The sequence below is a fragment of the Nocardia sp. NPDC056564 genome (assembly GCF_042793755.1).
Classification (GTDB): Bacteria; Actinomycetota; Actinomycetes; order Mycobacteriales; family Mycobacteriaceae; genus Nocardia.
The window spans coordinates 40,757-65,289 of the sequence record NZ_JBHTUR010000007.1 but is presented as its reverse complement, the minus strand read 5'-3'; the positions used below and the strand labels follow the sequence as shown (position 1 = coordinate 65,289).

General features: G+C 69.2%; 21 protein-coding genes. 9 read left to right on the top strand and 12 right to left on the bottom strand.

Annotated features, from left to right (window positions below; genetic code table 11):
• Nucleotides 1-86 precede the first annotated feature (86 nt).
• The 3 genes from ACFQ9K_RS19260 to ACFQ9K_RS19250 all read left to right on the top strand — a co-directional run bounded on the left by ACFQ9K_RS19260 (nt 87) and on the right by ACFQ9K_RS19250 (nt 3,128).
• Nucleotides 87-1,172 carry an epoxide hydrolase family protein gene (locus ACFQ9K_RS19260; protein ID WP_378722875.1) on the top strand — a complete coding sequence of 362 codons (1,086 nt, stop codon included), beginning with the start codon at nt 87-89 and terminating at the stop codon, nt 1,170-1,172.
• 82 nt (nt 1,173-1,254) lie between these two features.
• Nucleotides 1,255-2,391 carry an epoxide hydrolase family protein gene (locus ACFQ9K_RS19255; protein WP_378722874.1) on the top strand — a complete coding sequence of 379 codons (1,137 nt, stop codon included), beginning with the start codon at nt 1,255-1,257 and terminating at the stop codon, nt 2,389-2,391.
• Nucleotides 2,392-2,504: 113 nt separating this feature from the next.
• Nucleotides 2,505-3,128, top strand: a complete 624-nt coding sequence (locus ACFQ9K_RS19250) for an NAD(P)-dependent oxidoreductase (protein WP_378722872.1) — start codon at nt 2,505-2,507, stop codon at nt 3,126-3,128.
• Between the two features lie 71 nt (nt 3,129-3,199).
• Here the strand turns inward: ACFQ9K_RS19250 and ACFQ9K_RS19245 are convergent, their stop codons facing one another.
• On the bottom strand, nt 3,200-4,339 hold the full coding sequence (locus tag ACFQ9K_RS19245; RefSeq protein ID WP_378722871.1) for a GTP-binding protein: 1,140 nt from the start codon (nt 4,337-4,339) through the stop codon (nt 3,200-3,202).
• 90 nt (nt 4,340-4,429) lie between these two features.
• On the opposite strand from ACFQ9K_RS19245, the gene thiD reads away from it, so the two are divergent.
• Nucleotides 4,430-5,275, top strand: a complete 846-nt coding sequence (gene thiD / locus ACFQ9K_RS19240) for a bifunctional hydroxymethylpyrimidine kinase/phosphomethylpyrimidine kinase (RefSeq protein ID WP_378722869.1) — start codon at nt 4,430-4,432, stop codon at nt 5,273-5,275.
• Between the two features lie 196 nt (nt 5,276-5,471).
• On the opposite strand, the gene ACFQ9K_RS19235 is transcribed toward thiD, so the two are convergent.
• The gene (locus ACFQ9K_RS19235; protein ID WP_378722868.1) at nt 5,472-6,194 is read right to left on the bottom strand and encodes a TetR/AcrR family transcriptional regulator; all 723 of its coding nucleotides are present in this window, start codon (nt 6,192-6,194) and stop codon (nt 5,472-5,474) included.
• 141 nt (nt 6,195-6,335) lie between these two features.
• Between ACFQ9K_RS19235 and ACFQ9K_RS19230 the strand changes: the two genes are divergently transcribed.
• Both ACFQ9K_RS19230 and ACFQ9K_RS19225 read left to right on the top strand, forming a co-directional pair.
• Nucleotides 6,336-7,925: a flavin-containing monooxygenase gene (locus tag ACFQ9K_RS19230; protein WP_378722867.1), complete on the top strand. Its 1,590-nt coding sequence runs from the start codon at nt 6,336-6,338 to the stop codon at nt 7,923-7,925.
• Nucleotides 7,922-8,770 (top strand): SDR family NAD(P)-dependent oxidoreductase, encoded by an 849-nt coding sequence (locus ACFQ9K_RS19225; protein ID WP_378722866.1) that lies wholly within the window; start codon nt 7,922-7,924, stop codon nt 8,768-8,770. Before ACFQ9K_RS19230 ends, ACFQ9K_RS19225 begins: the two co-directional genes overlap by 4 nt.
• Nucleotides 8,771-8,772: 2 nt before the next feature.
• On the opposite strand, the gene ACFQ9K_RS19220 is transcribed toward ACFQ9K_RS19225, so the two are convergent.
• Complete coding sequence (locus ACFQ9K_RS19220; protein WP_378722864.1) at nt 8,773-9,810, bottom strand: Lrp/AsnC family transcriptional regulator; 1,038 nt, start codon at nt 9,808-9,810, stop codon at nt 8,773-8,775.
• A 106-nt stretch (nt 9,811-9,916) separates the two neighbouring features.
• Between ACFQ9K_RS19220 and ACFQ9K_RS19215 the strand changes: the two genes are divergently transcribed.
• Entirely contained in the window at nt 9,917-11,434 is a 1,518-nt protein-coding gene (locus ACFQ9K_RS19215; protein WP_378722862.1) for an MFS transporter, read from the top strand.
• Between the two features lie 86 nt (nt 11,435-11,520).
• Here ACFQ9K_RS19215 and ACFQ9K_RS19210 read toward each other — a convergent pair whose 3' ends face one another.
• A complete protein-coding gene (locus ACFQ9K_RS19210; RefSeq protein WP_378722861.1) occupies nt 11,521-11,646 on the bottom strand; it encodes a hypothetical protein in 126 nt (41 codons plus the stop codon).
• A gap of 158 nt (nt 11,647-11,804) precedes the next feature.
• On the opposite strand from ACFQ9K_RS19210, the gene ACFQ9K_RS19205 reads away from it, so the two are divergent.
• Complete coding sequence (locus ACFQ9K_RS19205) at nt 11,805-13,109, top strand: glycosyltransferase (protein WP_378722860.1); 1,305 nt, start codon at nt 11,805-11,807, stop codon at nt 13,107-13,109.
• Nucleotides 13,106-15,145, top strand: coding sequence for a glycosyltransferase family 39 protein (locus tag ACFQ9K_RS19200; RefSeq protein WP_378722859.1), 2,040 nt, complete (start codon nt 13,106-13,108; stop codon nt 15,143-15,145). Before ACFQ9K_RS19205 ends, ACFQ9K_RS19200 begins: the two co-directional genes overlap by 4 nt.
• A 59-nt stretch (nt 15,146-15,204) precedes the next feature.
• Here the strand turns inward: ACFQ9K_RS19200 and ACFQ9K_RS19195 are convergent, their stop codons facing one another.
• From ACFQ9K_RS19195 to ACFQ9K_RS19160, 8 genes are all read right to left on the bottom strand, one after another.
• Complete coding sequence (locus ACFQ9K_RS19195) at nt 15,205-15,987, bottom strand: SDR family oxidoreductase (RefSeq protein ID WP_378721471.1); 783 nt, start codon at nt 15,985-15,987, stop codon at nt 15,205-15,207.
• 99 nt (nt 15,988-16,086) lie between these two features.
• The gene (locus ACFQ9K_RS19190; RefSeq protein ID WP_378721472.1) at nt 16,087-16,965 is read right to left on the bottom strand and encodes a phosphotransferase family protein; all 879 of its coding nucleotides are present in this window, start codon (nt 16,963-16,965) and stop codon (nt 16,087-16,089) included.
• A 182-nt stretch (nt 16,966-17,147) separates the two neighbouring features.
• Nucleotides 17,148-17,768 carry a TetR/AcrR family transcriptional regulator gene (locus ACFQ9K_RS19185; RefSeq protein ID WP_378721473.1) on the bottom strand — a complete coding sequence of 207 codons (621 nt, stop codon included), beginning with the start codon at nt 17,766-17,768 and terminating at the stop codon, nt 17,148-17,150.
• Nucleotides 17,769-17,772: 4 nt separating this feature from the next.
• On the bottom strand, nt 17,773-18,555 hold the full coding sequence (locus ACFQ9K_RS19180; RefSeq protein ID WP_378721474.1) for an enoyl-CoA hydratase family protein: 783 nt from the start codon (nt 18,553-18,555) through the stop codon (nt 17,773-17,775).
• 10 nt (nt 18,556-18,565) lie between these two features.
• Nucleotides 18,566-19,726, bottom strand: coding sequence for an acyl-CoA dehydrogenase family protein (locus tag ACFQ9K_RS19175; RefSeq protein WP_378721475.1), 1,161 nt, complete (start codon nt 19,724-19,726; stop codon nt 18,566-18,568).
• The gene (locus ACFQ9K_RS19170; protein WP_378721476.1) at nt 19,723-21,780 is read right to left on the bottom strand and encodes an acetyl/propionyl/methylcrotonyl-CoA carboxylase subunit alpha; all 2,058 of its coding nucleotides are present in this window, start codon (nt 21,778-21,780) and stop codon (nt 19,723-19,725) included. The genes ACFQ9K_RS19175 and ACFQ9K_RS19170 overlap by 4 nt, the downstream gene beginning before the upstream one ends.
• 8 nt (nt 21,781-21,788) lie before the next feature.
• Nucleotides 21,789-23,387 carry an acyl-CoA carboxylase subunit beta gene (locus ACFQ9K_RS19165; RefSeq protein WP_378721477.1) on the bottom strand — a complete coding sequence of 533 codons (1,599 nt, stop codon included), beginning with the start codon at nt 23,385-23,387 and terminating at the stop codon, nt 21,789-21,791.
• Nucleotides 23,384-24,532, bottom strand: a complete 1,149-nt coding sequence (locus ACFQ9K_RS19160) for an acyl-CoA dehydrogenase family protein (protein WP_378721501.1) — start codon at nt 24,530-24,532, stop codon at nt 23,384-23,386. Before ACFQ9K_RS19160 ends, ACFQ9K_RS19165 begins: the two co-directional genes overlap by 4 nt.
• Nucleotide 24,533: the final 1 nt, after the last annotated feature.

The following is a 24,533-nucleotide window of genomic DNA, read 5'->3' as shown; positions in this document are numbered from 1 at the left end:
GATTCGAGGATAGCACTTGAAACGGAATGATCCGTTCTGTTACGGTTTCAAACAGAACGAAGCATTCCGTTTCACAAGGAGTTCAGATGACCACCATCACCCCCTTCCGCATCGACGTCCCCCAGGCCGACCTCGACGATCTGCGGGCACGGTTGGAGCGCACCCGCTGGGCCGATCAGATCCCCGGCTCGGGCGACACCTACGGGGTGAGCGTCGACCGGGTCCGCCACCTGGTGGACTACTGGCGCGACGGCTTCGACTGGCGCAAGGTCGAGCAGACGCTGAACGCCTACCCGCAGTTCACCACCGAGATCGACGGGCAGCGGATCCACTTCCTGCACGTGCGGTCGACGCAGGACAACGCCTTCCCGCTGATCCTGACGCACGGCTGGCCGGGCACCTTCGTCGAGTTCCTCGGCGTCATCGAGCCGCTCACCGCGGCCGGATACGACCTGGTGATCCCCTCGGTGCCGGGCTACGGATTCTCCGGTCCGACAACGGAAGCCGGATGGCACGACACCAGGATCGCCAAGGCCTGGGCCGAGCTGATGCGCAGGCTGGGATACGACAAGTACGGCGCGGTCGGCAACGACGGCGGCGCGCAGATCTCCCCCGAGCTGGGCCGCGTCGATCCGGAACACGTTGTCGCCGTGCAGGTGTCGCAGATCTACTCGTTCCCGACCGGCGACCCGGCGGAAATGGCCGACCTCACCGAGGACGAGGCGGCGTCCCTGGCGACGCTCGATTGGTTCGTCAAGAACAAGATGGGCTTCAACATCTTGCAGTCGCAGCAGCCGCAGACCCTGGCGCACGCGCTGATGGATTCACCGGCCGGGCTGGTCGGCTGGAACGGGCAGCTGCTCGGGCCGGACCTCGACGACGACTTCGTGCTGACCAATATCGCGATCCATTGGCTCACCGGCACAGCGGGTTCCGCGATCCGGCACTACTTCGAGAAGGCCAAGGCCGACCAGCCGACCGGGCCGATCACGGTGCCGCTGTCGCTGTCCGGCTCGAACGGCGACTTCCACGGCATCCGCCGCTTCGCCGAGCGGGACCACAGCAACATCGTCTCGTGGCGGACCCACGACGTGTACACCCACTACCTGCACCACGTCGCGCCCGAGCTGATGTCCGGCGAGATCACCGAATTCTTCGCGCAGTACCGCTGACCATCCGCATTCCCGCGCAGCCCGCACCCGTCGCGGGTGTGGGCTGCGTTCAACCGCACAAGCTTTCCTCAGGAGAAACCCCATGAGCACCATCAAGCCCTTCCGGATCGACGTCCCCCAGAGCAAGCTCGACGATCTGGCCGACCGGCTGCGCCGTGCCCTGTGGCCGAACGAATTGCCGGGTGTCGGCGACTCCTACGGCGTGCCCGGCGATCGGGTCCGGATCCTCGCCCGGCACTGGCTGGAGAGCTTCGACTGGCGGGCATTGGAGGCGAAACTGAATTCCTACCCGCAGTTCACCGCGGCGATCGATGGCGAGGAGATCCACTTCCTGCACATCACCTCGTCACGGCCGGACGCCGTGCCTGCCATCCTTACCCACGGCTGGCCGGGCTCGGTCCTGGAATACCTCGACGTCATCGCGCCGCTGACCGAGCCGGAATCCGCCGACGCCCCCGCATTCCACGTGGTCATCCCGTCGCTGCCGGGCTTCGGCTTCTCCGGCCCGACTCGCAGCACCGGCTGGAACCGGGTGCGCACCGCGAAGGCGTGGGTCGAGCTGATGGACCGGCTCGGTTACCAGCGCTACCTCAGCATCGGCAACGACGCCGGCTCCATGATCGCGCCGGAGATGGCCAAGCTCGCGCCGAACAAGCTGATCGGAGTCCATGTGACGCAACTGTTCTCGTTTCCGTCCGGCGATCCGGCCGAGTTCGAGGGCCTGTCCGGAGCGGACCTGGCGACGCTGGGCCACCTGCAGTGGTTCCACGACAACAAGATGGCGTTCAACACCTTCCTCAGCCAGCAGCCGCAGACCCTGGCCTACGCGCTGACCGACTCCCCGATCGGCCTGCTCGGCTGGAACGCGCAGCTGATGGGCGAGAGTCTGGACCTCGACTTCGTCGTCGGCAATGTGGCGATCTATTGGCTGACCGGCACCGCGAGCTCGTCCACCCGGTTCTACTACGAAGACGCGCACGCCACCGAGCAACCGGCCGGACCGACCACCGTGCCCACCGCGCTGGCCATGTTCGAGGGTGACTTCCAGTCGATCCGCCGCTTCGCCGAGCGCGACCACCAGAACATCGTCCGCTGGAACTCCTACGCGACCGGTGCGGCGCCGGGCGGCCCGAACGACGCGGCGGGGCACTACGCCGCGCATGAGGCGCCGGAGATTCTGGTCGGTGACATCCGCGAGTTCGTCGCACAGCTCGGCTGATTCGAGACAGTCGCTTATGGCATCGAGACTCACGGCCATGGTTCGTCTCACTTCGCGCTGTTGTACTGGATTAACCAACAGCACAACAGCATTCACCAGAGGAGCTGAACACCATGAAAATCGCAGTCTTCGGAGCCACCAGCACGGTCGGACGCCTGGTCGTCGCGCAGGCCATCGAGCAGGGCCACGAGGTCACCGCGTTCACCCGCAGCGCGGCCGGCCTGGAGCAGCGGCACGAGCGACTGCACATCATGGAAGGCGATGTGCTGGACACGAATTCGGTCGAGCGGGCGGTCGCCGGTCAGGACGCGGTGCTCGTCTCGCTCGGCGCGGGGCGCAAGGGCGTGATCCGGGCCGAGGGCACCCGCGCGGTGCTCGCGGCGATGGAACGGACCGGGGTGAAGCGCTTGATCGTGCAGACCACCCTCGGCGTCGGCGACAGCCGGGGCAACCTGAATTTCGTGTGGAAGTACCTGATGTTCGGGATGCTGCTGCGCCAGGCCTACGCCGACCACGTGCAGCAGGAGCTGTATGTCCAGGCCAGCGAGCTGGATTGGACGATCGTGCGGCCGAGCGCGTTCACCGACGGGCCGCGCACCCGTGGTTTCCGGCGCGGCTTCCCGGCCGACGAGCGCGGCCTGTCGCTGAAGATCTCCCGCGCCGACATCGCCGACTTCATGCTCGAGCAGCTGACCGACCGGACCTACGTGCGGCAGGCGCCGGGCATCTCCCACTGAGGCCCCGCACCGTGCCGCGCGTGCGAGCCGGACCTGCCACGACCCACGCGTCCAGCGTGGGTCGCGGCCGTTCAGGCGTGCTCGTGCAGCTCGCCCCAGGCCGGGAACGGATCCGGGTACCCCGCCCATGCGACCGGCCCCGCGGCGAACTCGGCGTCGGTGAGCAACGCGTCGTCGAGCAACGCGCGCACCCGGTCCCGATCGAGCTTTATCCCGATGAACACGATCTCCTGTCCGGCAGGCACTTCCAGCGCCGACCACCACGCGGCGGGCTCGAAGACAAGGTTGGGCCCGGCCTGCGACCAGATCGCCGCCAGCGACGCACGGCTGGCGATCCAGCAGAAACCCTTGCTGCGCAACAACCCGCGCAGTTCGCCGAGCGCGTCGGACAGCCGCTGCGGGTGAAACGGCCGGTCCGCGGTGTAGGTGAGGCTGCCGATGCCGTACTCCTCGGTCTCCGGCGGGTGCCCGCCGGCCAGTTCTTCCGCCCAGCCCGTCGCCTCGGCGGCGACCACCGGGTCGTACAGACCGGTGCCGAGCACCTCGGCCAGGTCGACCACGCCATTGGTCGTACGCAGCACCCGAGCGCGCGGATTGAGTGTGCGCACAGTCGCTTCCACCGCACCGGCCGCCGCAGCACCGACCAGATCGGTCTTGTTCACCAGCAGCACATCGGCGAATTCCACCTGATCCACCAGCAGGTCGGCGATGGTGCGCGCATCCCCCTCGCCCGCTTGCAGATTCCGCTCGGCCAGCGCCTGCCCCTTGGCCACCTCGCGCAGGAAAGTGGACGCGTCGACCACCGTCACCATGGTGTCCAGCCGCGCGATATCGCCGAGCTTGAACCCGTCCTCGAACTCCCAGTCGAAGGTCGCCGCCACCGGCATCGGCTCGGAGATGCCGGTCGACTCGATGACCAGCTGATCGAAGCGTCCCGCGCGGGCGAGCCTGCCCACCGCCTCGATGAGGTCCTCGCGCAGCGTGCAGCAGATGCAGCCGTTGGTCAGCTCGACCAGCTTCTCCTCGGTCCGGTCCAGGTGTCCCTGGCCGGCGACGAGCGCCGCGTCGATATTCACCTCGCTCATGTCGTTGACGATGACCGCCACCCGGCGGCCCTCCCGGTTGGCGAGGATGTGGTTGAGCAACGTGGTCTTGCCCGCCCCCAGGAAGCCGGACAGGACGGTGACGGGAAGCAGGTCGGCGGAGGTCATGCCTTAATGATAATGGTTTTCATTTACCTCTTGGCATCGGGGTAGCGGTTGGGCGTGGCACCGCGGGCGGACGGTCGTAGGGTTTGTCTCGTGAAGCTGTTGCCATTGACCCCCGACGGGCAGACCCCCGTCCGGGTGCTCACCATTGCCGGAACCGACTCGGGCGGCGGCGCCGGAATCCAGGCCGATAGCCGCACCATGGCCCTGTGCGGGGTGCACGCCTGCGTGGCGGTCGCGGCGGTGACGGTGCAGAACTCGATGGGGGTCAGCGACTTCCACGAGATCCCGCCGGCCATCGTGGCCGGCCAGGTGCGCGTGGTGGCGACCGATATCGGCGTCGGCGCGGTCAAGACCGGCATGCTGGCCTCCACCGCGATCATCGAGGCGGTCGCGGATGTGTGCGGCGAGGTCGGCATCGGCCGCGACGGACGGATTCCGCTGGTGGTCGACCCGGTCGCCGCGTCCATGCACGGCGACCCGCTGCTGCACGAGGAGGCCCTGGACGCGGTCCGGCACACGCTGATCCCGCTGGCCACCGTGGTGACGCCGAACCTGGACGAGGTCCGGCTGATCACCGGCATCGACGTCACCGACGACGCGTCGGCCCGGCTGGCCGCGGAGGCCTTGCACAAGCTCGGCCCGCGGTGGGCGATCGTGAAGGGCGGGCACCTGCGCTCCTCGGAGCACAGCACCGATCTGCTGTTCGACGGCGACAAGTTCCTGGAGTTCACCGCGCCGCGGATCGGCACCACCAACGACCACGGCGGCGGCGACACCCTGGCCGCGGCGATCGCGTGCGCGCTGGCCAACGGATATTCGGTGCCGGAGGCGGTGGAGTTCGCCAAGGACTGGACCTATCGCTGCCTGGCCGCCTCGTACGATCTCGGCGCGGGCCACGGCCCGGTTTCCCCACTCTGGCGTCTGCACAGCGACTGAACCGCGAATACGTTGATTCCCCACTTCAAAAGCCCCTTAGGGGGCCGATTCTTGTCGGTGGGTGCTGAGAGAATAAAGGTGTCGCAAACGCGGTAGGCCTCGACGAAGCGGCCGCGCCAGAACACCGTCGTTCGAGCGGATGCGACAACCGTTTCAGCGCCGGCCTCGCCCCTGCCGTGGCCGGCCGAGCAAGGCGCTACTCGCCGGAAAAGGCTAGGTGCAGTGGCAGATCAGTGTCGATGACGATGCCGTTGAGCCGGGCGTTGGCCGCGGTGAGCGCGGCGATGGTTTCCGCGAGATAGGCGACGAACTTCTCGATCGGCATCGGCTGCGTCTTCAATCGGTTCGCGCCGAGCCACCAGTCGGTGGCCGAGCCGACCGCGCCGAAGATCGAATAGATCACCAGCTCCACACTGTCCACGTCGACCGCCGTGTCGGCCGCCAGTTCGGCGAACAGATCGGCGGCCCGCTTGGCCGACTGCCGGGCCGATTGCAGCGCGCGTTCGGAATCGTCGGACTGCTGCGCGAAATGGCTGTGCAGCATGAAGCGGAAGACATTCGGATGCTCGGACACCACGAGCGCGTACTCCGCGGCTCCGCGGCGGACGAGTTCGCGGGCCGAGTCGTTGGTCAGGTCCACGCCGGAGATCAGCTGCTCCCACAGCATGTCCCTGACCCGGTCGACGATCGCGTTGTAGAGGTCGGTCTTGTCCTCGAAATGCCGGTACAGCTTGGGCTTCGCCGCGCCGGCCTCCTTGGCGATATCGCCCATGCTGACGTCCGGGCCGAACTTGTCCAGCGCGCGGAACGCCGCGTCGACGAACTCCGCACGCACCTTCAGCCGGTGCTCCCGCCAGCGCTCCGTGCGCGCGTCGACGCGTTTACGCGGCACCTCGTCCAGTTTTCGCCCGCTGCGCATCACAATTCCGGATGCTACCTGCTACCAGCGGTACCGATGACCGGGTCGGGGCGTTGACATCGGATGAGGCGTGGGACACACTCGGAAAAGTACACGGAACCGGTGGTATTGGATATTTAGCACAGAAGGCCGGTGGGGACGATGGCGTCCGCGATCCACACCCGAGTCCTGATCGTCGGGAGCGGCTTCTCCGGCCTCGGCATGGGCATCGCGCTCGACAAGGCGGGCCTCGAGGACTACCTCATCGTGGAGCAGGCCGGCGAGATCGGCGGCACCTGGCGCGACAACACCTACCCCGGCTGCGCCTGCGACATCCCGAGCCATCTGTACTCGTATTCCTTTGAGCCACGCACGGATTGGCAACGGCTGTTCTCCGGGCAGCCGGAGATCTTCGACTATCTGCGGGAAGTCGCCGAGAAGTACCGGCTGCGCCCGCACATCCGCTTCCACCAGCACATGGCGCACAGCTACTGGGACGAGAACGAGCGATGCTGGCACGCGTTCAGCTCGGACGGCCAGGAGTACGTCGCGCAGTTCCTCGTGTCCGCGGTGGGGGCGCTGCATATTCCGAGCATTCCGAAGTTCCGCGACAGCGCGGATTTCATCGGACCGGCGTTCCACTCGGCGCGGTGGGACCACGAGGCCGTCCTGGCGGGCAAGCGGGTCGCAGTGATCGGAACCGGCGCCAGCGCAATTCAATTCGTGCCGGAGATCGTCGGCGAGGTGGCCGCGCTGACCGTGTTCCAGCGCACCGCGCCGTGGGTGATGCCGCGCGCCGATGTGGAGTTCTCGACGAGGTTCCGGAATGCGTTGCGCCGCATACCCGGCCTGCGCCTCGCGTTGCGCAGCGGCATCTACTGGGGTGCCGAGGCCGGTGGCTACGCGATGAACTGGCGGCCCGCACTGCTGAAGGTGCTGGAGCGGGTCGGGCGGCGGCACATCGAGCGGCAGATCGCCGATCCGGTTCTGCGAGCCCGAGTTACGCCGGACTACCGAGCGGGCTGCAAGCGGCTGCTCGGCTCCGACACCTACTATCCGGCGCTCGCCGATCCGAAGACCGAGCTGGTCACCGAGCGCATCGATCGGTTCACCGCGGACGGCATCGTCACCGCCGACGGCGTCGAGCGCAAGGTCGATGTGATCATCTATGGCACCGGCTTTCACGTCATCGACTCGCTCGAGAATCTGCCGATGGTCGGGCTGCGCGGTGTCGACCTGACCGAGCGCTGGGACCGGGAGGGGGTGCAGGCGCATCGCGGGATCACCGTCGCCGACATGCCCAACGCGTTCTTCCTGGTCGGCCCGAACACCGGCCTCGGGCACAACTCGATGATCTTCATGATCGAGGCGCAGATCCACTATGTGCTGCAGGCCATTCGGCAGGTGCGCGCGCAGGGCGCGCTCGCCTTGGCGCCGCGGCGAGCCGCGCAGGATCGATTCAATGCCCGGCTGCAACGCGGACTGGCGCGCTCGGTGTGGAACACCGGCGGCTGCCAGAGCTGGTACCTGGATGAGCACGGGAACAACCGCACGCTGTGGTCCGGGTTCACCTGGCAGTACTGGCGGCAGACCCGGCGCCTCGACCCCGCGGAGTACGAATTCTTCGGTCCCGCACCGAGTTCGCCGACCCGCCGCACCACGGTGGCGGAAGACGTTCCGGCCCAGACCTTTCCCACCGCCCTGACCAACGGCCGACCGAAGCCAGCCCGTAACCCCGAGGATATTCAGTGAAGAACTTCGCAGACAAAGTCGCCGTGATCACCGGCGCCGGCTCCGGCATCGGCCGGGGACTGGCGCTGGAACTCGCCAGACGCGGCGCCAAGCTGGCGCTGTCGGACATCAATACCGAGGCGGTCGCCGATACCGCGGGCCGCTGCGAAAAGCTCGGCGCCACCGCCATTCCGTATGAGCTGGACGTCGCGCACCGGGCGGCGGTCTACGCCCATGCCGCCGACGTGCGCGGCGAGTTCGGCCGGGTGAACCTGGTCTTCAACAACGCGGGCGTCGCGCTCGGGGCCGACGTCGAAGACATGGAGTGGGACGACTTCGACTGGCTGATGAACATCAACTTCTGGGGCGTCGCGCACGGCACCAAGGCCTTCCTGCCCGACCTCATCGCCTCCGGCGACGGGCACATCGTCAACATCTCCTCGGTGTTCGGTCTGGTCGGCGTGCCCTCCCAAAGTGCCTACAACGCGGCCAAATTCGCGGTGCGCGGGTTCACCGAGGCGCTGCGGCAGGAGATGCGGATCGCCCGGCATCCGGTCGGGGTCACCTGCGTGCACCCCGGCGGGGTGACCACGAATATCGCGGTGAGCGCCCGCGGCCTGCCCGACGACGTGGACCTGGAGACGCTGCGCCGCGGCTGGGACGCGCTCACCCTGACCAGCCCTGGTGCGGCCGCGAAGATCATCCTGCACGGCGTGCAGAAGAACCGGGCGCGGGTGCTGATCGGTCCCGACGCCAGGGTCTTCGACCTGATCCCGCGCCTGCTCGGCCCGGCCTACGAGGATCTCGGCGTCCCGCTCTACCGGGCCGGGCGGCAGGCGGCGGCGCGGTTCGGCATCGCGCTGTAGGCCTATCGCCGCCGGGCCGCGCGCGGCGGCACCGGCGGCGGTGGATTCAGCCGGCCCGCGGTGGTGCGCGAACCGGCCTGCTTGAGTCGCTCGAGCACCGGGGTCAGCTCGAAGCTGTGCACACCGTCCAGGGCGGCCATCTTGGTGGTCACGTAGTGGTACAGGTCGTCGGCGGTGTCCGCGGTCAGCACCGCAAAGAGGTTGAACGGCCCGGTAACCGCTGCGGCATAGGCGGTTTCGACATGCTCGGCGATCGCCCGGCCGACCGCGTCCAGCTGCGCCGGGGCGACGCGGAGCCAGAGAAAGGCGGCGAGGCTGGGTCCCAGTGCGGCGGGGGCGATGTCGAGATCGAAGTAGAGGATGCCCGCCGCCTGCAGCGCGGCGATCCGGCGCGCCACCCGGCCGACGCTCATGCCGGTGGCGCGGGCCAGGACCGAGAAACTGGCGCGTCCGTCCCGGGCCAGCAGATCGAGCAGCAGGTCGTCCGCGTCGCGCAGCAACAGCTCCGATTCGACATAATCCTTTGTGGCCGTGGCATTCTCGGCGCTCCGACGAACCGCCTGCCGACCCCGCCAGTCCACCGCGGTGGGTCCGACGAAGCGGTGCAGGATCATCGCCGCCGCGATGTCGTGCACCGGCGCGGTGCGTTGCAGTCGCTGCACCAGCAGGTCGTCGCGGTCCTGTGGGGTCCGCGGGTGCAGCGAGAAGTTCACCTCGGCGCCGGCCGCCGCGATGCTGACCCACGCGGCGTCGTCGCGGCGCGCCAGGGCCTCGGCCACCTGCCGCGCGCCGTCCGGGCGGCAGTGCACCCGGATGATCCAGTCGTTCTCGCCGAGCGCGCGGGAGTCGACCGCGCCGATCACCCGGACCACGCCGTCGCGGCGTAATCGCCGGTAGCGGCGGGCGACGGTCTGTTCCGCGACACCCAGGTCGGCGGCGACCCGGGTGAACGCGACGCGCGGGTCCAATTGCAGGGCCTGCACGATCCGCGTGTCGACGCCGTCCAGGATGGAGTTTTTGCCTATTCCGGTGGCGCTCACAAGGAGGAAATCTACGCCCTGTTCGCAGCCACGCGACCGTTCCGGTCGCCGCTGCGGATACTCGACGCCGTCTTTCGTCCACGAATTCCCAGAGAGGACAACGGCTTTGCGTAAATGGCTGCCGCTGCTGACGGTGTGTCTCGGCACCTTCATGCTGCTGATCGACGTCACCATCGTGAACGTCGCACTACCGGATATGCGCAACGACCTGAACGCGTCGTTCAGCTCGCTGCAATGGGTGGTCGACGGATACGCCCTGGCCATGGCCGCGCTCATGCTCGGGGCAGGCTCGATCGCCGACCTGGCCGGGCATCGGCGGACCTATCTGGCCGGTCTGGTCCTGTTCGCGGCGTCCTCGCTGGTCTGCGGGATCGCGCCGAATCCGGCCGTGCTCATCGCGGCCAGGGTGGTGCAGGGCATCGGCGCGACGACCATGGCGTGCACCACCTTCGCGCTGCTGAACCACTCCTACAGCGGGCGGGATCAGGGGGCGGCGTACGGCGTCTGGGGCGCGGTCGCCGGCGCGTCCAGTGCGATCGGCCCGATCATCGGCGGCGTGCTCACCGACCTCGCGTCCTGGCGCTGGATCTTCTTCGTCAACCTCCCGGTCAGCGCGGCGGCGATGGCGCTGTGCGTATGGGTGCTCGCCGACGGGGAACGGCCGCACCGCGGCCGGATCGATGTGGCGGGCATGGCGACGTTCACCGCGAGCGCCGCGGCGGCGACCTACGCGCTGATCCGGGCGAACGAACGCGGCTGGTCGGACGCGCTCACCTGGTGGTTGCTGGCGGCTGCCGCGGTGGCGCTGCTGGTGTTCCTCGTGGTCGAACGAAACGCGGCCCGGCCGATGCTCGATCCGGCGCTGCTGCGCGACCGCTCGTTCGCCGGCGTGCTCGTCGCGGCGGGCGCGTTGTTCTTCGCCGCGTTCGGCGCGCTGATGTACACCCAGATCTGGCTGCAATCGGTGCTCGGGCTCACCGCGATCCAAGCCGGTGCGGTGGGACTTCCGTTGTCCGTCATGGCGTTTCTGGTGTCGGGCGGCATCGGGCGGTTTCTGCACGGCGAGTATCGCGGGCCGATCATCGCGGGCGGACTCGGCGCGACCGGCGTCGGCGGCGTGATCGGCGCGCTGCTGGTGCACGGCGAAGCCGGTTGGGTCGCACTGATTCCCGGCTTCCTGGCGGTCGGGCTCGGCGTCGGACTGGCCACCGCGACGCTGAGTTCGGCCGCGATGGCGGCGGTTCCGTGGCAGCGGGCCGGAATGGCAACGGGCGCGGTCAATACCGCGCAGCAGCTGAGTTTCGCGCTCGGAATCGCCACGCTGGGTTCGGTATTCACCGCGCGAGCGGCGGATGTGCTCGAGCCGCGCGCGGTGCCGGATGCGCAGGCCACGGCGCGGGCGGTCGGGGGTGGTCAGTCCGCGATGCTGGTGCAGCAGGTTCCGGTCGAGGCGCGGTCCGCACTGACGGAGGCGGTGCGTGCCGCCGCCGCGGCGGGCGTGCAGGGCACGCTGGCGGTGAGCGGCGTCGTCGGCCTGCTCGGCGGCGCGGTCGTGCTGTTGCTGATGCGGCGGAGCAAGCCGGTGGCACCGGTGGTCGATGCGGAGGCGCAGGTACCCGCCTGATTTGCCCGAATTCCGGTGCGGCCGAACGAGCCGATCGCAGAACGATCCGCTGAGCGAGGCGACCACGCGCCTCGCTCAGCGATGGTTCAGCGCTTCTTCGGATCGGTGACGCTCTGCTCGGTGGCGGACTTCATCTTCTTGTCCGTCCGCTTCTCTTTGAGTGACTTCCCGGACTTCTTCGACATCGAGCTGCGCGGAGACTTGTCGGACAAACGTGGTCCTTTGCTCGGAGGACCTGAACGGTCCCGCTACCGGTGACCGTACGCTACGGCGGCAGACGCCGAGACCGATCGGCCCTGGTCGGGCGCCCCCAGGAACCTCACAGCTGAGGCCCAGCTCCGTGACAACCGGGCCGTCGAGTGTAGTTCCCATGACCGAGACTGTGACCGTCGCGGCGGCGGAATTAGCCGAGACACCGGGTACGCCGGTGCTGGACGTGGTGATACCCGTCTACAACGAAGAGACCGACCTCGGCGTGTGCGTGCGCAGGTTGCACGCCTACCTGCGCCAGGGGTTCCCGTTTCCGGCGCGCATCACGGTGGCCGACAATGCCAGCACCGACGCCACCCTGCAGGTGGCCGAGCTGCTCGCGCAGGAGCTGGACGGCGTGCGGGTGGTGCACCTGGACGCCAAGGGACGCGGGCGGGCGCTGCGGGCGGCGTGGGAACGCTCCGACGCGCAGGTGGTCGCCTACATGGACGTGGACCTGTCCACCGACCTGAACGCGCTGCTGCCGCTGGTGGCGCCGCTGATCACCGGGCACTCCGATCTGGCGATCGGGACCCGGCTCAGCTCGTCCTCCCGGGTGGTGCGCGGGCCGAAGCGCGAGATCATCTCCCGCTGCTACAACCTGCTGCTCAAAGCCTCACTGCAAGCGCGCTTTTCGGACGCCCAGTGCGGGTTCAAGGCCATGCGCAGCGAGGTGGCGCGGGAGCTGCTGCCGCTGGTGCGCGATGGTGAGTGGTTCTTCGACACCGAGCTGCTGGTGCTCGCCGAACGGGCCGGGCTGCGCATCCACGAGGTGCCGGTGGACTGGATCGACGATCCGGACAGCCGGGTCGACATCGTCGACACCGCGCGCAAGGACCTGCTCGGCATCGGCAGGCTGACCCGCGCGCTGGCCACCGGGGCGTTGCCGCTGGAGGAGCTGCGCAGGGCGGTCGGCCGCGAGCCGCTCGTGCCGGGCGTGCCGCTCGGAATGGTCGGGCAGCTGGTCCGGTTCGCCATCGTCGGCGTGCTGAGCACCCTGGCTTATCTGCTGCTTTACGTTGTGCTGCAATCGTTTACGGATGCACAGGTGGCCAACTTCCTGGCCCTGCTGGTCACCGCGGTGGCCAACACGGCGGCCAACCGGGCATTCACGTTCGGCGTGCGCGGGACGACCGGGGCGGTGTCGCACCAGTTCCAAGGACTGGTCATCTTCGGCATCGGGCTTGCGCTGACCAGCGGGTCGCTGTTCACGTTGCATCACTGGGCGCCGGACGCGTCGGTGCATCTGGAACTGCTGGTGCTCGTGCTGGCCAATCTGCTGGCCACCATTCTGCGCTTCGTCGGGTTGCGCTGGGTCTTCCGGAACAGCCCGAGCCCGGCCCGGCGGACGGCGACCTCCGTGCGGTCCGATTCGTCGCACACGTCGGAGTCGGCGGCGCACGATTCCGAGGGAGCCGCCCGATGACCGCGACCCTCGCGCCGCCCACCGCGGCACCGGCAGCCCCCACGCCCGAACGCGAAAACCGCTGGGAATACCCGGCATTGGCGGTGCTACTGCTCGGCACCGGCATCGCGTATCTGTGCAATCTCAGCTCGAACGGCTGGGCCAACTCGTTCTATTCCGCTGCGGTGCAGGCGGGTTCGGTGTCCTGGAAGGCATTCTTCTTCGGTTCCTCGGATGCCGCGAACTCGATCACCGTGGACAAACCACCCGCCTCGCTGTGGCTGATGGAACTCTCGGTACGGGCATTCGGGCTGAACAGCTGGAGCATCCTGGTGCCCGAGGTGCTGCTCGGCGTGGCGAGCGTGGCCCTGCTGTGGGCGACGGTGCGCAGGCCGTTCGGGCCTGCCGCCGGGTTGCTCGCCGGTCTGGTACTCGCGGTGACCCCGGTCGCGGTGCTGATGTTCCGGTTCAACAACCCGGACGCGCTGCTGGTGTTCCTGATGATCGCCGCGGCGTGGGCGATGACGCGGGCGCTCGAAGACGGCCGCTGGCGGTGGCTGGTGCTCACCGGCGTGTTCGTCGGATTCGGCTTTCTCACCAAACAATTACAGGTGCTGCTGGTCGTCCCGCCGCTGGCCCTGGCCTACCTGATCGCCGGTCCGCCGAGGCTCGGCAAACGGATCGCGCAGCTGCTCGCCGCCGGCGCCGCGATGGTGGTCGCCGCGGGTTGGTGGCTGCTGGCGGTGGAGCTGTGGCCCGCCTCGTCCCGGCCGTGGATCGGTGGGTCGCAGAACAATTCGATCCTCGAGCTCACCCTCGGATACAACGGGCTCGGCCGGCTCACCGGTGACGAGAGCGGCAGCGTCGGGCCAGGTGGTGGCGATCTGCCCGCAGGCGGCAACGGCATGTGGGGCAGCACGGGCATCACCCGGATGTTCGAAGCGGCGCAGGGCGGTCAGATCGCCTGGCTGATCCCGGCCGCGCTGGTCGCCCTGGTCGCCGGAATTCTCTTGCGCGGCAAGGCTGCCCGCACCGATCGGCAGCGGGCGGCGCTGATCATCTGGGGCGGTTGGCTGTTGGTGACCGGGTTGACCTTCAGTTTCATGGCGGGAATCTTCCACCAGTACTACACCGTTGCGCTGGCCCCCGCGGTCGCCGCGCTGGCCGGGATCGGCGCGGTGCAGATGTGGCGGGAACGGCGGCGGCTGTGGGTCCGGCTGCTGCTCGCGCTCACCGTCGGGCTGACCACGGCGACGGCGTGGATGTTGTTGTCCCGCAGCGCGCAGTGGGTGCCGTGGCTGCGGTGGACGATTCTGGTCGTCGGCATTCTCGCCACGATCGCCGCGCTCGTTCCGGCACCGCGAAAGCTGGCCATCGTCTCCGCGCTGGCCATCGCGTTCACCGGGCTGGCCGGTCCGGCCGCCTATGCCGTCGACACGCTGGCGACCTCGCACGCGGGCGCGATCCCGTCGGCGGGACCGAATGTGGGACGGTTCGGCATGTTCGGTCAGCGGCCGCCGTGGGCCGAAGGAATGAACGGCATGCCCGGCGGCCCTGGCGCTCCGCACGCGGACGGCCGGACACCCGGCGGAAACGGCCGGCCAGGACCGGGCATGCCGCCGCCGGGCGCGATGCCCGGCGCGCCGACCGCGGGCCCCGGCGGCGAAATGATGCTCGGGGCGGGTGGTCTGCTCGGGGCGAGCAAGCCCAGCGACCGGGTGGTCGCCCTGCTGGAGCGGAACGGCACCGCCTACACCTGGGTCGCCGCCGCCACCGGTTCCAACAGCGCCGCTGGCTTCCAGCTGGCCACCGAACTGCCGGTGATGCCGGTCGGCGGCTTCAACGGCAGCGATCCCTCCCCTACCCTCGATCAGTTCAAAGATTATGTGGCCCAGGGAAAGATCCACTACTACATCGGCAGCGGACGCGAAGGCGGCGGCCGGGGCCACGACTCGGCGACCCCGTCCACCAGTGCGCAAATCGCCGAATGGGTGCAGGCGAATTACACCGCCACCGAGGTAGACGGCGTCACCCTCTACGACCTCACCGCGCACTGACCGAAAGGTCCGCACCGCCACCGAATGTGTTGGCGGTGCGGACCTTTCGACGGTGCGGCCTACTTCGCCGCCGGGTAGGTGGCCTCGACCCACTCGGCGAAGGTCGGGCCGGCGAGCGTCGCGTGCGGGCCGGCGAGCAGGGTGCCGTCCTCGAAGGCCGCACGGTCCGGGTTGGCGGGGTCGCTGGATTCGACGATCCGGAGCGGGCTGCCCAGATGGGCGGCCAGCAGGGTCGCGGCACCGGCCATGGTTTCCGGCCGCGGGCCCGCGATTTCCGGGAAGGGCGCGGCGGTGGTGTCGGGGGCCGGGTCGACCGCGAGATCGACCAGGGCCTCGGCGACGGTGCGGGCGGCGACCAGCTGGGTGCGCATCTTGGCGACGTAGGCCACCTCGCCCTGGGTGCCCCACTGGGTCATCACCTCGACCAGTTCGTGGAACTGGGCGGCGCGCAGGATCTGGACCGGCAGCGGGCCCTCGACGAGCCGCCGCTCGTGCGCCAGCTTGGCGGCGTTGTAGCCCGCGGTGGCGTTGTCGATGCCGATGATGGAGACCACGACCAGGCGCTCGACGCCGGCCTTCCGACCCGCCTCGTGCAGGTTGCGGGCGGCGGCGGTGAAGAACTCGGTCGCGACGGCCTGGTCGGCGGAGGGGGTACTGGACGCGTCGATCACGACCTGCACGCCGTCCAGCGCCTCGACCAGCCCTTCGCCGGTCTCGATGTCCACGCCGTTCTTGCGGGAGAAGGCCACCACCTCGAGCCCCCGTTCGGTCAGCACGTCCACCACGTGCTTGCCCAGCCGTCCGGTCGCCCCGGCCACTGCGATCTTCGCGGTCGTCGTCATGATTCCTGCTCCTCCGTGTCGCCGCGGTGTTCCGCGTTCATCGAGAAGACGACCCGGCGATCCCGAGTGTGACATCCCGGCACCGAGTGCCTGGTTTACTCAGCCGAGCGTGGCCAGGAGGCGGTCGTGCACCACAGCGCGGACCGCGGGGCTGAGGTCGGGCTGCTCGGCGAGCAGTTCGAGCATGCGCAGGGTCTGCAAGGTTTCGACGCGGTGCGGCAGGTCCGGGTCGGCGGGGTCGAAACCCGCGCCCGCCAGGAAGTCCGGCCAGGCGGGAATGGCGGGATCGATGAGACCGACCGACCAGGCCCACCAGGCCGGGTCGAACAGCGGATCGGCGAGCCGGACGGATTCGAAATCGAGCAGGCCGGTGATGATTTCGCCGTCGGTGAGGATGTTGACCGGGGCGAAGTCGCCGTGCGCGAGGACCGCAGGGCGGTCGGCGAAGAGGGTGGGCAGCGCCTTCAGGATCCGGTCCAGGGTGGCGCGGTGCGCGGCGGCGAGGTCCAGCCGGCCCGCCCAGGCGGTGGCGCTCTCCACCAGCCGGGTGGGGCTGGCCCAGAGGTCGTCGAGTTGCAGGCCCGCGGTGGGCAGGCGGCGGAACGCGGCGAGCAGCGTGCCCATCTCGCGCGCGATGACCGGGAATTGCGGACTGGCCAAGCCGATTTCGGCGCTGGCCGGAATCGGGACGCCGGGCAGGGCGTCGAACACGATCCAGGCCGGGTCGGCGTCGAGGTCGAAGCGGCGGATGCGCGGAATCGCGATACCGCGCTTGGCGGCGGGGTCGAGCAGGGTGTGCATCACCCGCAGGCGGCGTTCGGCGTCGTCGGGATTGCGGTAGCGCTGCAGGACCATCCGGTCGCCGTCGGCGAGGGTGAGCAGGTCGGTGCGGTTCTGGAAACCCCATTCGGCCGGCGCGCTACCGGCAATCGGCTGGCCGAGAGACTGCTCGAGCCCGCCGTACTCCGCATGGTCCATACGGCAGACCCTAAGGCACGCACGGACTGTTGCGCGCCGATCGGCGGTGCTGCGCGGAACAGGGACGTAGGGGCATACTTCGGGCGCGCTCCGTCGCCCCGGTCGGCGGCCTGATCAGGGACAGCGCCCGGCCGCAAACCCACCGCACGCGCCGGTGCGCGGAGCAGGCCGCGCGACCGAAATCACTCCGCGCGCGGCGCGTTGAGCGCGGCGTGCAGGGTGGCCGCCCACTGCTGGACGATCTGTTTACGCCGCGCCGAATCGTCGGTGAGCACGTCGGCCAGGCCGAGCCCGCGTGCCATGTCGAGGGTGGCCTGCACCAGATGGTGGGTGACCGGGTCGGCGTCGTCCACGCCGAGCGCCTCCACCGCGCGCCGGTGCGAGATCCGGCCGAACTTGGCCTCCAGCGGGACAATTCGTTCCCGCAGCGCCGGATCGGCGGCCGCGTGCGTCCACACCTGCAGCGCCGCCTTGAACAGCGGGCTGGTGTAGGACTCGACCAGGCCGGCCACCACGGCCTCGGTCCGGCCGACCCCGTCGGCCAGGGCGGCGACCGCGATCGCCTCGTCCTTGGCCTGCTGGGTCCTGCTGTCGAACATGTACTCCAGCGCGGCGGTGATCAGCTCCTCCCTGGTCGGGAAGTGATGCTGCGCCGCGCCCCTGGACACCCCGGCCCGTTCGGCGACGACCGCGACCGTCGCTGCCGCCCAGCCGGTTTCGGCTAGGCAATCGATGGTCGCCTCCAGCAGGCGCTGCCGGGTGGCTCGGCTGCGGTCCTGCTTGGGTTCGTGGGGTGTGGCCATGCGGCTATTCTGCCCAGCTCGCCGGACGACGCTGCAGGAAGGCCGTCATGCCCTCGCGCACCTCGGCGGTGCCGAAGAAGCTCGCCGAGCGGGTGGCGAGTTCCTCGGCCGAGACGTCGAACTCCGCCAGCATGGCCGCGTTGACCAGCCGCTTGCTCTCGGCCAGCCCCTGCGGAGAGCCCTTGCGCAGCTCGGCGCGCAGCCGCGCCACCTCGGCCACCGGGTCGGCGGCCGCGGTGGTGATCAGCCCGATCCGCTCGGCGACGTCCGCGCCGAACTTCTCCCCGGTCAGGAAGTACCGGCTCGCCGCGCGCGAGCTGAGCCGCGGCAGCAGAGTCAGCGAAATCATGAACGGGGCCAGCCCGATTCGCACCTCGGTGAGGGCGAAACTGCTGCTCGGCCCGGCCACCGCGAGGTCACAGGCGGCGACGATGCCCATGCCGCCCGCGCGCACGTTGCCGTCGATCTGCGCGATCACCGGCTTCGGCGTGGCGATGAGGCGGCGCAGCACGCCGATCATCACCCGGGTGCGATCGTCGGCGGCCACCGCGGGATCGGCGTTGCTCGCCTCGGACAGGTCCGCGCCCGCGCAGAAGGTGTTGCCGGTGTGCGCGAGCACGATGCCGCGCACCGCGTCGTCGGCGGCCGCGTCGTCGAGCCCCTGGAGGAGTTCGGCAACCAGCTTGGAGGACAACGCGTTCCGGTTGTGCGGCGAGTCGAGCGTGAGCGTCGCGAAGCCGTCCGCCACCGCGTAGCGGACGAACGGCCCGGTCACTGTGTCGGTCATCGACAGCCTCTCAGTAGGACTTCGGCAGGCCGAGCGAGTACTGGGCGACGAAGTTCAGCACCATCTCGCGGCTGACCGGCGCGATGCGGCCGATGCGCGCGGCGGCCAGCATCGCGGCCAGGCCGTACTCCCTGGTCAGGCCCGCGCCGCCGTGCGTCTGGATGGCCTGGTCGAGCGCCTTGATGCTCGCCTCCGCGGCGGCGTACTTCGCCATGTTGGCGGCCTCGGCGGCGCCCATCTCGTCGCCCGTGTCGTAGAGCGTCGCGGCCTTGCGCATCATCAGCTTGGCCAGCTCCAGCTCGATCTTCACCTGGGCCAGCGGATGCGAAATGCCTTGGTGCGCACCGATCGGCGTCTTCCACACGGTGCGTTCCTTGGCGTATTCGACCGCGCGATCGATGGCGTAGCGGCCGAGACCGATGGCCATCGCGGCGCCCATCACCCGCTCCGGGTTGAGGCCGGCGAACAGCTGCATCAGCGCCGCGTCCTCCTTGCCGACCAGGGCGTTCGACGGCAGGCGCACGTCGTCGAGGAACAGCGTGAACTGGTGGTCCGGCTCGATGATGTCCATTTCCTGGGGCGTCTTGTGGAAGCCCTCGGCATCGGTCGGCACGATGAACAAGGCGGGCTTGAGCTTGCCGGTCTTGTGGTCCTCGGTGCGCGAGACGATGAGCACCGCCTCGGCCTGGTCCACGCCGGAGATGTAGATCTTGCGGCCGTTGAGGATCCAGTCGTCGCCGTCGCGGCGCGCGGTGGTGGTGATCTGGTGGGAGTTGGAGCCCGCGTCCGGCTCGGTGATGCCGAAGACCATCTTGGCCGAGCCGTCGCCGAGCTTGGGCAGCCACTGCTGCTTCTGCTCGTCGGTGCCGTACTTGGTGATGATGGTGCCGCAGATGGCCGGGGAGACGACCATGAGCAGCAGGCCCGCGCCCTGCGCGGAAAGCTCCTCCATGACCAGCGCCAGCTCGTACAGGCCGGCCCCGCCGCCGCCGTATTCCTCCGGCAGGTTCACCCCGAGGAAGCCGAGCTTGCCTGCCTCGTCCCACAGTTCGGTGAGCGGCTCGTTGGCCCGCGCCTTCGGCAGCACGTAATCGCGGTAGTTGTACTTCGCGGCCAGCGCGGCGACCGCGGACCGGAGCGCGATCTGCTCTTCAGTTTCGACGAAACTCATTTGTTCTCCTGGGTTTCCGTGCCTTCGGCAGGGTCGACTACGGCGAGGACGGCACCGACTTCGACCTGCTGGCCGACGGTGACATTGACGGCGCTGAGCACACCGGCTGCGGGCGCGGCGATGGTGTGCTCCATCTTCATCGCCTCCAACCACAGAATCGGCTGGCCCTGCTCGACCCGGCTGCCGACCTCGGCGCCGAGCCGGATCACGCTGCCGGGCATGGGCGCGAGCAGCGAACCGGTGGCCACCTGGTCGGCCGGATCGCTGAACCGCGGCAGTTTGCGCACGCTGACCGGGCCGAGCGGCGAGTCGACGCACACCAGATCGGCGTACCTGGCGACGGCGAAATGCCTACGGACCGAGCCGCGTTCGCCGGGGACGGCGAGCACCACCCGGTCGGGCGTCGCTTCGATGAGTTCGAGTCCGTCGTGGCCGTCCACCGAGACGACGCCGCGGGTGAAACGGTAGCCGACGTCGTGGATCCCGCTGGTGCGGCTCTCGAACAGCTTGTGCGTCGACTGGGACGGCAGGTTGCGCCATCCGCTCGGCAGGCCGCCGCCGACGCGGGCGGCGCCGCGATTGGCGGCCGCGTCGGCCAGTGCCGCGGCCACGATGGACAACGCCTCATCGGCCTCGGACACCAAAGGCGCGGCCAGCGTGTCCAATCCGTGAGTGGCGAAGAACGCGGTGTCGGTGTCACCGGCCAGGAACGCCGGGTGCCGCAGCACCCGGACCAGCAGGTCGCGGTTGGTCACCAGGCCGTGGATCCGCGCCCGGTGCAGTGCGTTGGCGAGCAATCGAGCTGCCTCACCGCGGGTTTCGGCGTAGGAGATGACCTTGGCCAGCATCGGGTCGTAGTGCACGCCGACCACCGAGCCGTCCAGCACGCCGGTGTCCAGGCGCACGCCCGGACGGTCGAGCAGATCGAATTCGGTGACCACCGAGGGGATGTCGAGGCGATGGACGGTGCCGCTCTGCGGCTGCCAGTCGTGCGCCGGGTCCTCGGCGTAGAGCCGGACCTCGATCGAATGCCCGTACCGCCCCGGGGATTCGGCGGGCAGCTTCGCCGCCGCGGCCACCTCGAGTTGCAGGCGAACCAGGTCCAGGCCGGTGGTGCACTCGGTGACCGGATGTTCCACCTGGAGCCGGGTATTCATCTCCAGGAAGAAGAACTCGCCGCGCTCGTCGGCGAGGAATTCCACCGTGCCCGCGCCGGTGTAACCGATCGCGCCCGCGGCGAGCCGGGCCGCCTCGAACAGGCGCTCGCGCATGCCCTCGGTGCGCTCGACCAGCGGCGAGGGGGCCTCCTCCAGCACCTTCTGATGCCTGCGCTGGATGGAGCATTCGCGCTCGCCGACCGCCCAGATGGTGCCGTGCGTATCGGCCATCACCTGAACCTCGATGTGGCGACCGGTTTCCAGGTACCGCTCGCAGAAGACCGTCGGATCGCCGAACGCGGACGCGGCCTCCCGGCGCGCGGCCTCGATCTGCTCGTCGAGCTCGGCCAGCTCGCGCACCACCCGCATGCCGCGACCACCGCCGCCCGCGGACGCCTTGATCAGTACCGGCAGGTGTGCCTCGGTGACCTCGGCCGGATCGAGCTCGGCGAGCACGGGGACGCCGGCCGCGTCCATCATCTTCTTCGAGGCGACCTTGGAGCCCATCTGCTCGATGGCCTCGACCGGCGGGCCGATCCACACCAAACCGGCGGCCAGCACCGCCCTCGCGAAATCGGCGTTCTCGGAGAGGAATCCGTAGCCGGGGTGGATCGCGTCCGCGCCGGCGGCCAGCGCGGCCTCGATGATCAGTTCGCCGCGCAGGTAGGTCTGCGCGGGCGTATTGCCCGGAAGCAGCACTGCCGCATCGGCTTCCGCGACGTGCGGAGCGGACGCGTCCGCGTCGGAGTAGACCGCGACGGTGCCGATCCCCATCCGTCGGCAGGTGGCGAACACCCGGCGCGCGATCTCACCGCGATTAGCTACCAGGACAGTGGTTATCGGCCCGCCCGCCAGTCGGCCACCGCCCCGCACCGAATCGCCACGCGATGCTGTCATGACTTGCCTCACATTCGGAAGACGCCGAAGCCATCGGCGCCCTTGATCGGGGCATTGTGAATGGCCGACAAGGACATTCCCAACACGGTGCGGGTATCGCGCGGATCGATGACGCCGTCGTCGAACAGGCGCCCGGACATGAACATGGCCAGCGACTCGGCCTCGATCTGCGCCTCGATCATGGCGCGCATCCCGGCGTCGGCCTCCGCATCGAACGGCATGCCCTTGGCCTCGGCCGCCGCGCGCCCGACGATCGAGATGACGCCGGCCAGCTGCGCGCCGCCCATGACGGCGGATTTCGCACTGGGCCAGGCGTAGACGAAGCGCGGGTCGAAGGCGCGCCCGCACATGCCGTAGTGCCCGGCGCCGTACGAGGCGCCCATCAGCACCGAGATGTGCGGCACCTTCGAGTTGGACACCGCGTTGATCATCATCGCGCCGTGCTTGATGATGCCGCGCTGCTCGTACTCCTTGCCGACCATGTAGCCGGTGGTGTTGTGCAGGAACAGCAATGGCGTGTTCGACTTGTTCGCCAGCTGGATGAACTGGGTGGCCTTCTGCGACTCCTCGGAGAACAGCACGCCGCGCGCGTTGGCCAGGATGCCGATCGGATACCCGTGCAGCTCAGCCCATCCGGTGACCAGGCTGCCGCCGTAGAGCGGCTTGAACTCGTCGAAATCGGAGCCGTCGACGATGCGCGCGATCACCTCGCGCGGGTCGAACGGGATCTTCAGGTCGTTCGGCACGATGCCGAGCAGGTCCTCGGGGTCGTAGAGCGGCTCGATCACCTCGGCGCGCGGGGCGGGGCCCTGCTTGCGCCAGTTGAGCCTGCGCACGATGGAGCGGCCGATCCGGATCGCGTCCTGCTCGTCGAGCGCGTAGTAGTCGGCCAGGCCGGAGACGCGGGCGTGCATGTCCGCGCCGCCGAGCGATTCGTCGTCGGACTCCTCGCCGGTGGCCATCTTGACCAGCGGCGGGCCGCCGAGGAACACCTTGGAGCGTTCCTTGATCATCACCACGTGATCGGACATGCCCGGGATGTAGGCGCCGCCCGCGGTCGAGTTGCCGAAGACCAGCGCGATGGTCGGGATGCCCGCGGCCGAGGCCTGGGTGAGGTCGCGGAACATGCGGCCGCCGGGGACGAAGACTTCCTTCTGCGTCGGCAGGTCCGCGCCGCCGGACTCGACCAGGGAGATCACCGGCAGCCGGTTCTCCCGGACGATGTCGTTGATGCGCAACGTCTTTCGCAACGTCCACGGGTTCGAGGTGCCGCCGCGCACGGTCGGATCCGGCGCGACGATCATGCACTCGACGCCCTCGACCACGCCGATGCCCGCGATAGTGCTTGCGCCGACGTGGAATTCGCTGCCCCAGCCGGCCAGCGGGCACAGCTCGAGAAACGGGGAGTCCTCGTCGATCAGCAGCTCGACCCGCTCGCGCGCGGTCAGCTTGCCGCGCTTGCGATGCCGGGCCAGCTTGTCCGGACCGCCGCCGGCGATCGCCTTGGCGAACTCGCCCTCGACCTCGGCGAGCTTGGCCGTCATGGCCTCGGCCGCCGCGGTGTACTCCGGCGCGGCGGTGTCCAGGGTGCTGCGTAGTGTCGTCAAGACTGGTACCCCAATCGTTTGGCGGCGAGGCCGGTGAGGATCTCGGTGGTGCCTCCGCCGATGCCGAGGATGCGCATATCGCGGTACTGGCGTTCGATCTCGGATTCGCGCATGTAGCCGAGCCCGCCGAACAGCTGCACGGCCTGATTGGCCACCCATTCGCCGGCCTCGACGGCGGTGTTCTTGGCGAAGCACACCTCGGCGATCAGGTCGGTCTCGCCGTTCGCGCTGCGCTGCGCCACATCTCGGGTGTAGACCCTGGCCACATCGATGCGGCGGGCCATCTCGGTGACCGTGTTCTGCACGGCCTGCCTGCTGATCAGCGGGCGACCGAAGGTCTCCCGGCCGCGCACCCAGTCGAGGGTGAGGTCGAGGCAGCGCTGCGCGCTCGAGTACGCCTGCACGGCAAGGCCGACGCGCTCGCTGACGAACGCGCCCGCGATCTGGAAGAAGCCCGAGTTCTCCTGGCCGACCAGGTTTTCCGCGGGTACCCGCACGTCGACGTAGGACAGTTCGGCGGTGTCGGAGGCGCGCCAGCCCATCTTGTCCAGCTTGCGGCTGACCGTGAAGCCGGGCGTGCCCTTCTCCACCACGAGCAGCGAGATCCCGCCGGAGCCTGGGCCGCCCGTGCGCACCGCGGTGACCACGTAGTCGGCCCGGCAGGCCGAGGTGATGTAGGTCTTGGCGCCGTTGACGATGTAGTGGTCGCCGTCGCGGCGGGCGGTGGTGGTGAGGTGGCCGACGTCGGAGCCGCCGCCCGGCTCGGTGATGGCGAGCGAGCCGATTTTCTCCCCGGCCAGGGTCGGTCGCACCCAGCGTTCGATGTGGTCGGGGTTGCCCGCGGCGATCATGTGCGGCACCGCGATGCCGCAGGTGAACAGCGACGCGAACAGGCCGCCGGAGGCGCCGGCCTGGTGCAGTTCCTCGCAGACGATCATCGCGTCGATGCCATCACCGCCGGAACCGCCCACGGCCTCGGGGAATTGGATGCCGAGCAGGCCGAGCGCGCCGGCCTGCTTGTGTAGCTCGCGCGGGATCTCCCCGGCGCGCTCCCACTCGTCCATATGGGGCAGAACTTCCCGCTCTGCGAAACCCCTTACGGTGGCCCGCAATTCGCGTCGTTCAGGGGAGTTCCAGGGACTCACG

Bases quoted from the DNA above. Each gene is read 5' to 3' on its own strand.
- ACFQ9K_RS19260 (WP_378722875.1), top strand. From the start codon at position 87: ATGACCACCATCACCCCCTTCCGCATCGACGTCCCCCAGGCCGACCTC.
- ACFQ9K_RS19255 (WP_378722874.1), top strand. From the start codon at position 1,255: ATGAGCACCATCAAGCCCTTCCGGATCGACGTCCCCCAGAGCAAGCTC.
- ACFQ9K_RS19250 (WP_378722872.1), top strand. From the start codon at position 2,505: ATGAAAATCGCAGTCTTCGGAGCCACCAGCACGGTCGGACGCCTGGTC.
- ACFQ9K_RS19245 (WP_378722871.1), bottom strand. From the start codon at position 4,339: ATGACCTCCGCCGACCTGCTTCCCGTCACCGTCCTGTCCGGCTTCCTG.
- ACFQ9K_RS19235 (WP_378722868.1), bottom strand. From the start codon at position 6,194: ATGCGCAGCGGGCGAAAACTGGACGAGGTGCCGCGTAAACGCGTCGAC.
- ACFQ9K_RS19230 (WP_378722867.1), top strand. From the start codon at position 6,336: ATGGCGTCCGCGATCCACACCCGAGTCCTGATCGTCGGGAGCGGCTTC.
- ACFQ9K_RS19205 (WP_378722860.1), top strand. From the start codon at position 11,805: ATGACCGAGACTGTGACCGTCGCGGCGGCGGAATTAGCCGAGACACCG.
- ACFQ9K_RS19200 (WP_378722859.1), top strand. From the start codon at position 13,106: ATGACCGCGACCCTCGCGCCGCCCACCGCGGCACCGGCAGCCCCCACG.
- ACFQ9K_RS19195 (WP_378721471.1), bottom strand. From the start codon at position 15,987: ATGACGACGACCGCGAAGATCGCAGTGGCCGGGGCGACCGGACGGCTG.
- ACFQ9K_RS19190 (WP_378721472.1), bottom strand. From the start codon at position 16,965: ATGGACCATGCGGAGTACGGCGGGCTCGAGCAGTCTCTCGGCCAGCCG.
- ACFQ9K_RS19185 (WP_378721473.1), bottom strand. From the start codon at position 17,768: ATGGCCACACCCCACGAACCCAAGCAGGACCGCAGCCGAGCCACCCGG.
- ACFQ9K_RS19180 (WP_378721474.1), bottom strand. From the start codon at position 18,555: ATGACCGACACAGTGACCGGGCCGTTCGTCCGCTACGCGGTGGCGGAC.
- ACFQ9K_RS19175 (WP_378721475.1), bottom strand. From the start codon at position 19,726: ATGAGTTTCGTCGAAACTGAAGAGCAGATCGCGCTCCGGTCCGCGGTC.
- ACFQ9K_RS19170 (WP_378721476.1), bottom strand. From the start codon at position 21,780: ATGACAGCATCGCGTGGCGATTCGGTGCGGGGCGGTGGCCGACTGGCG.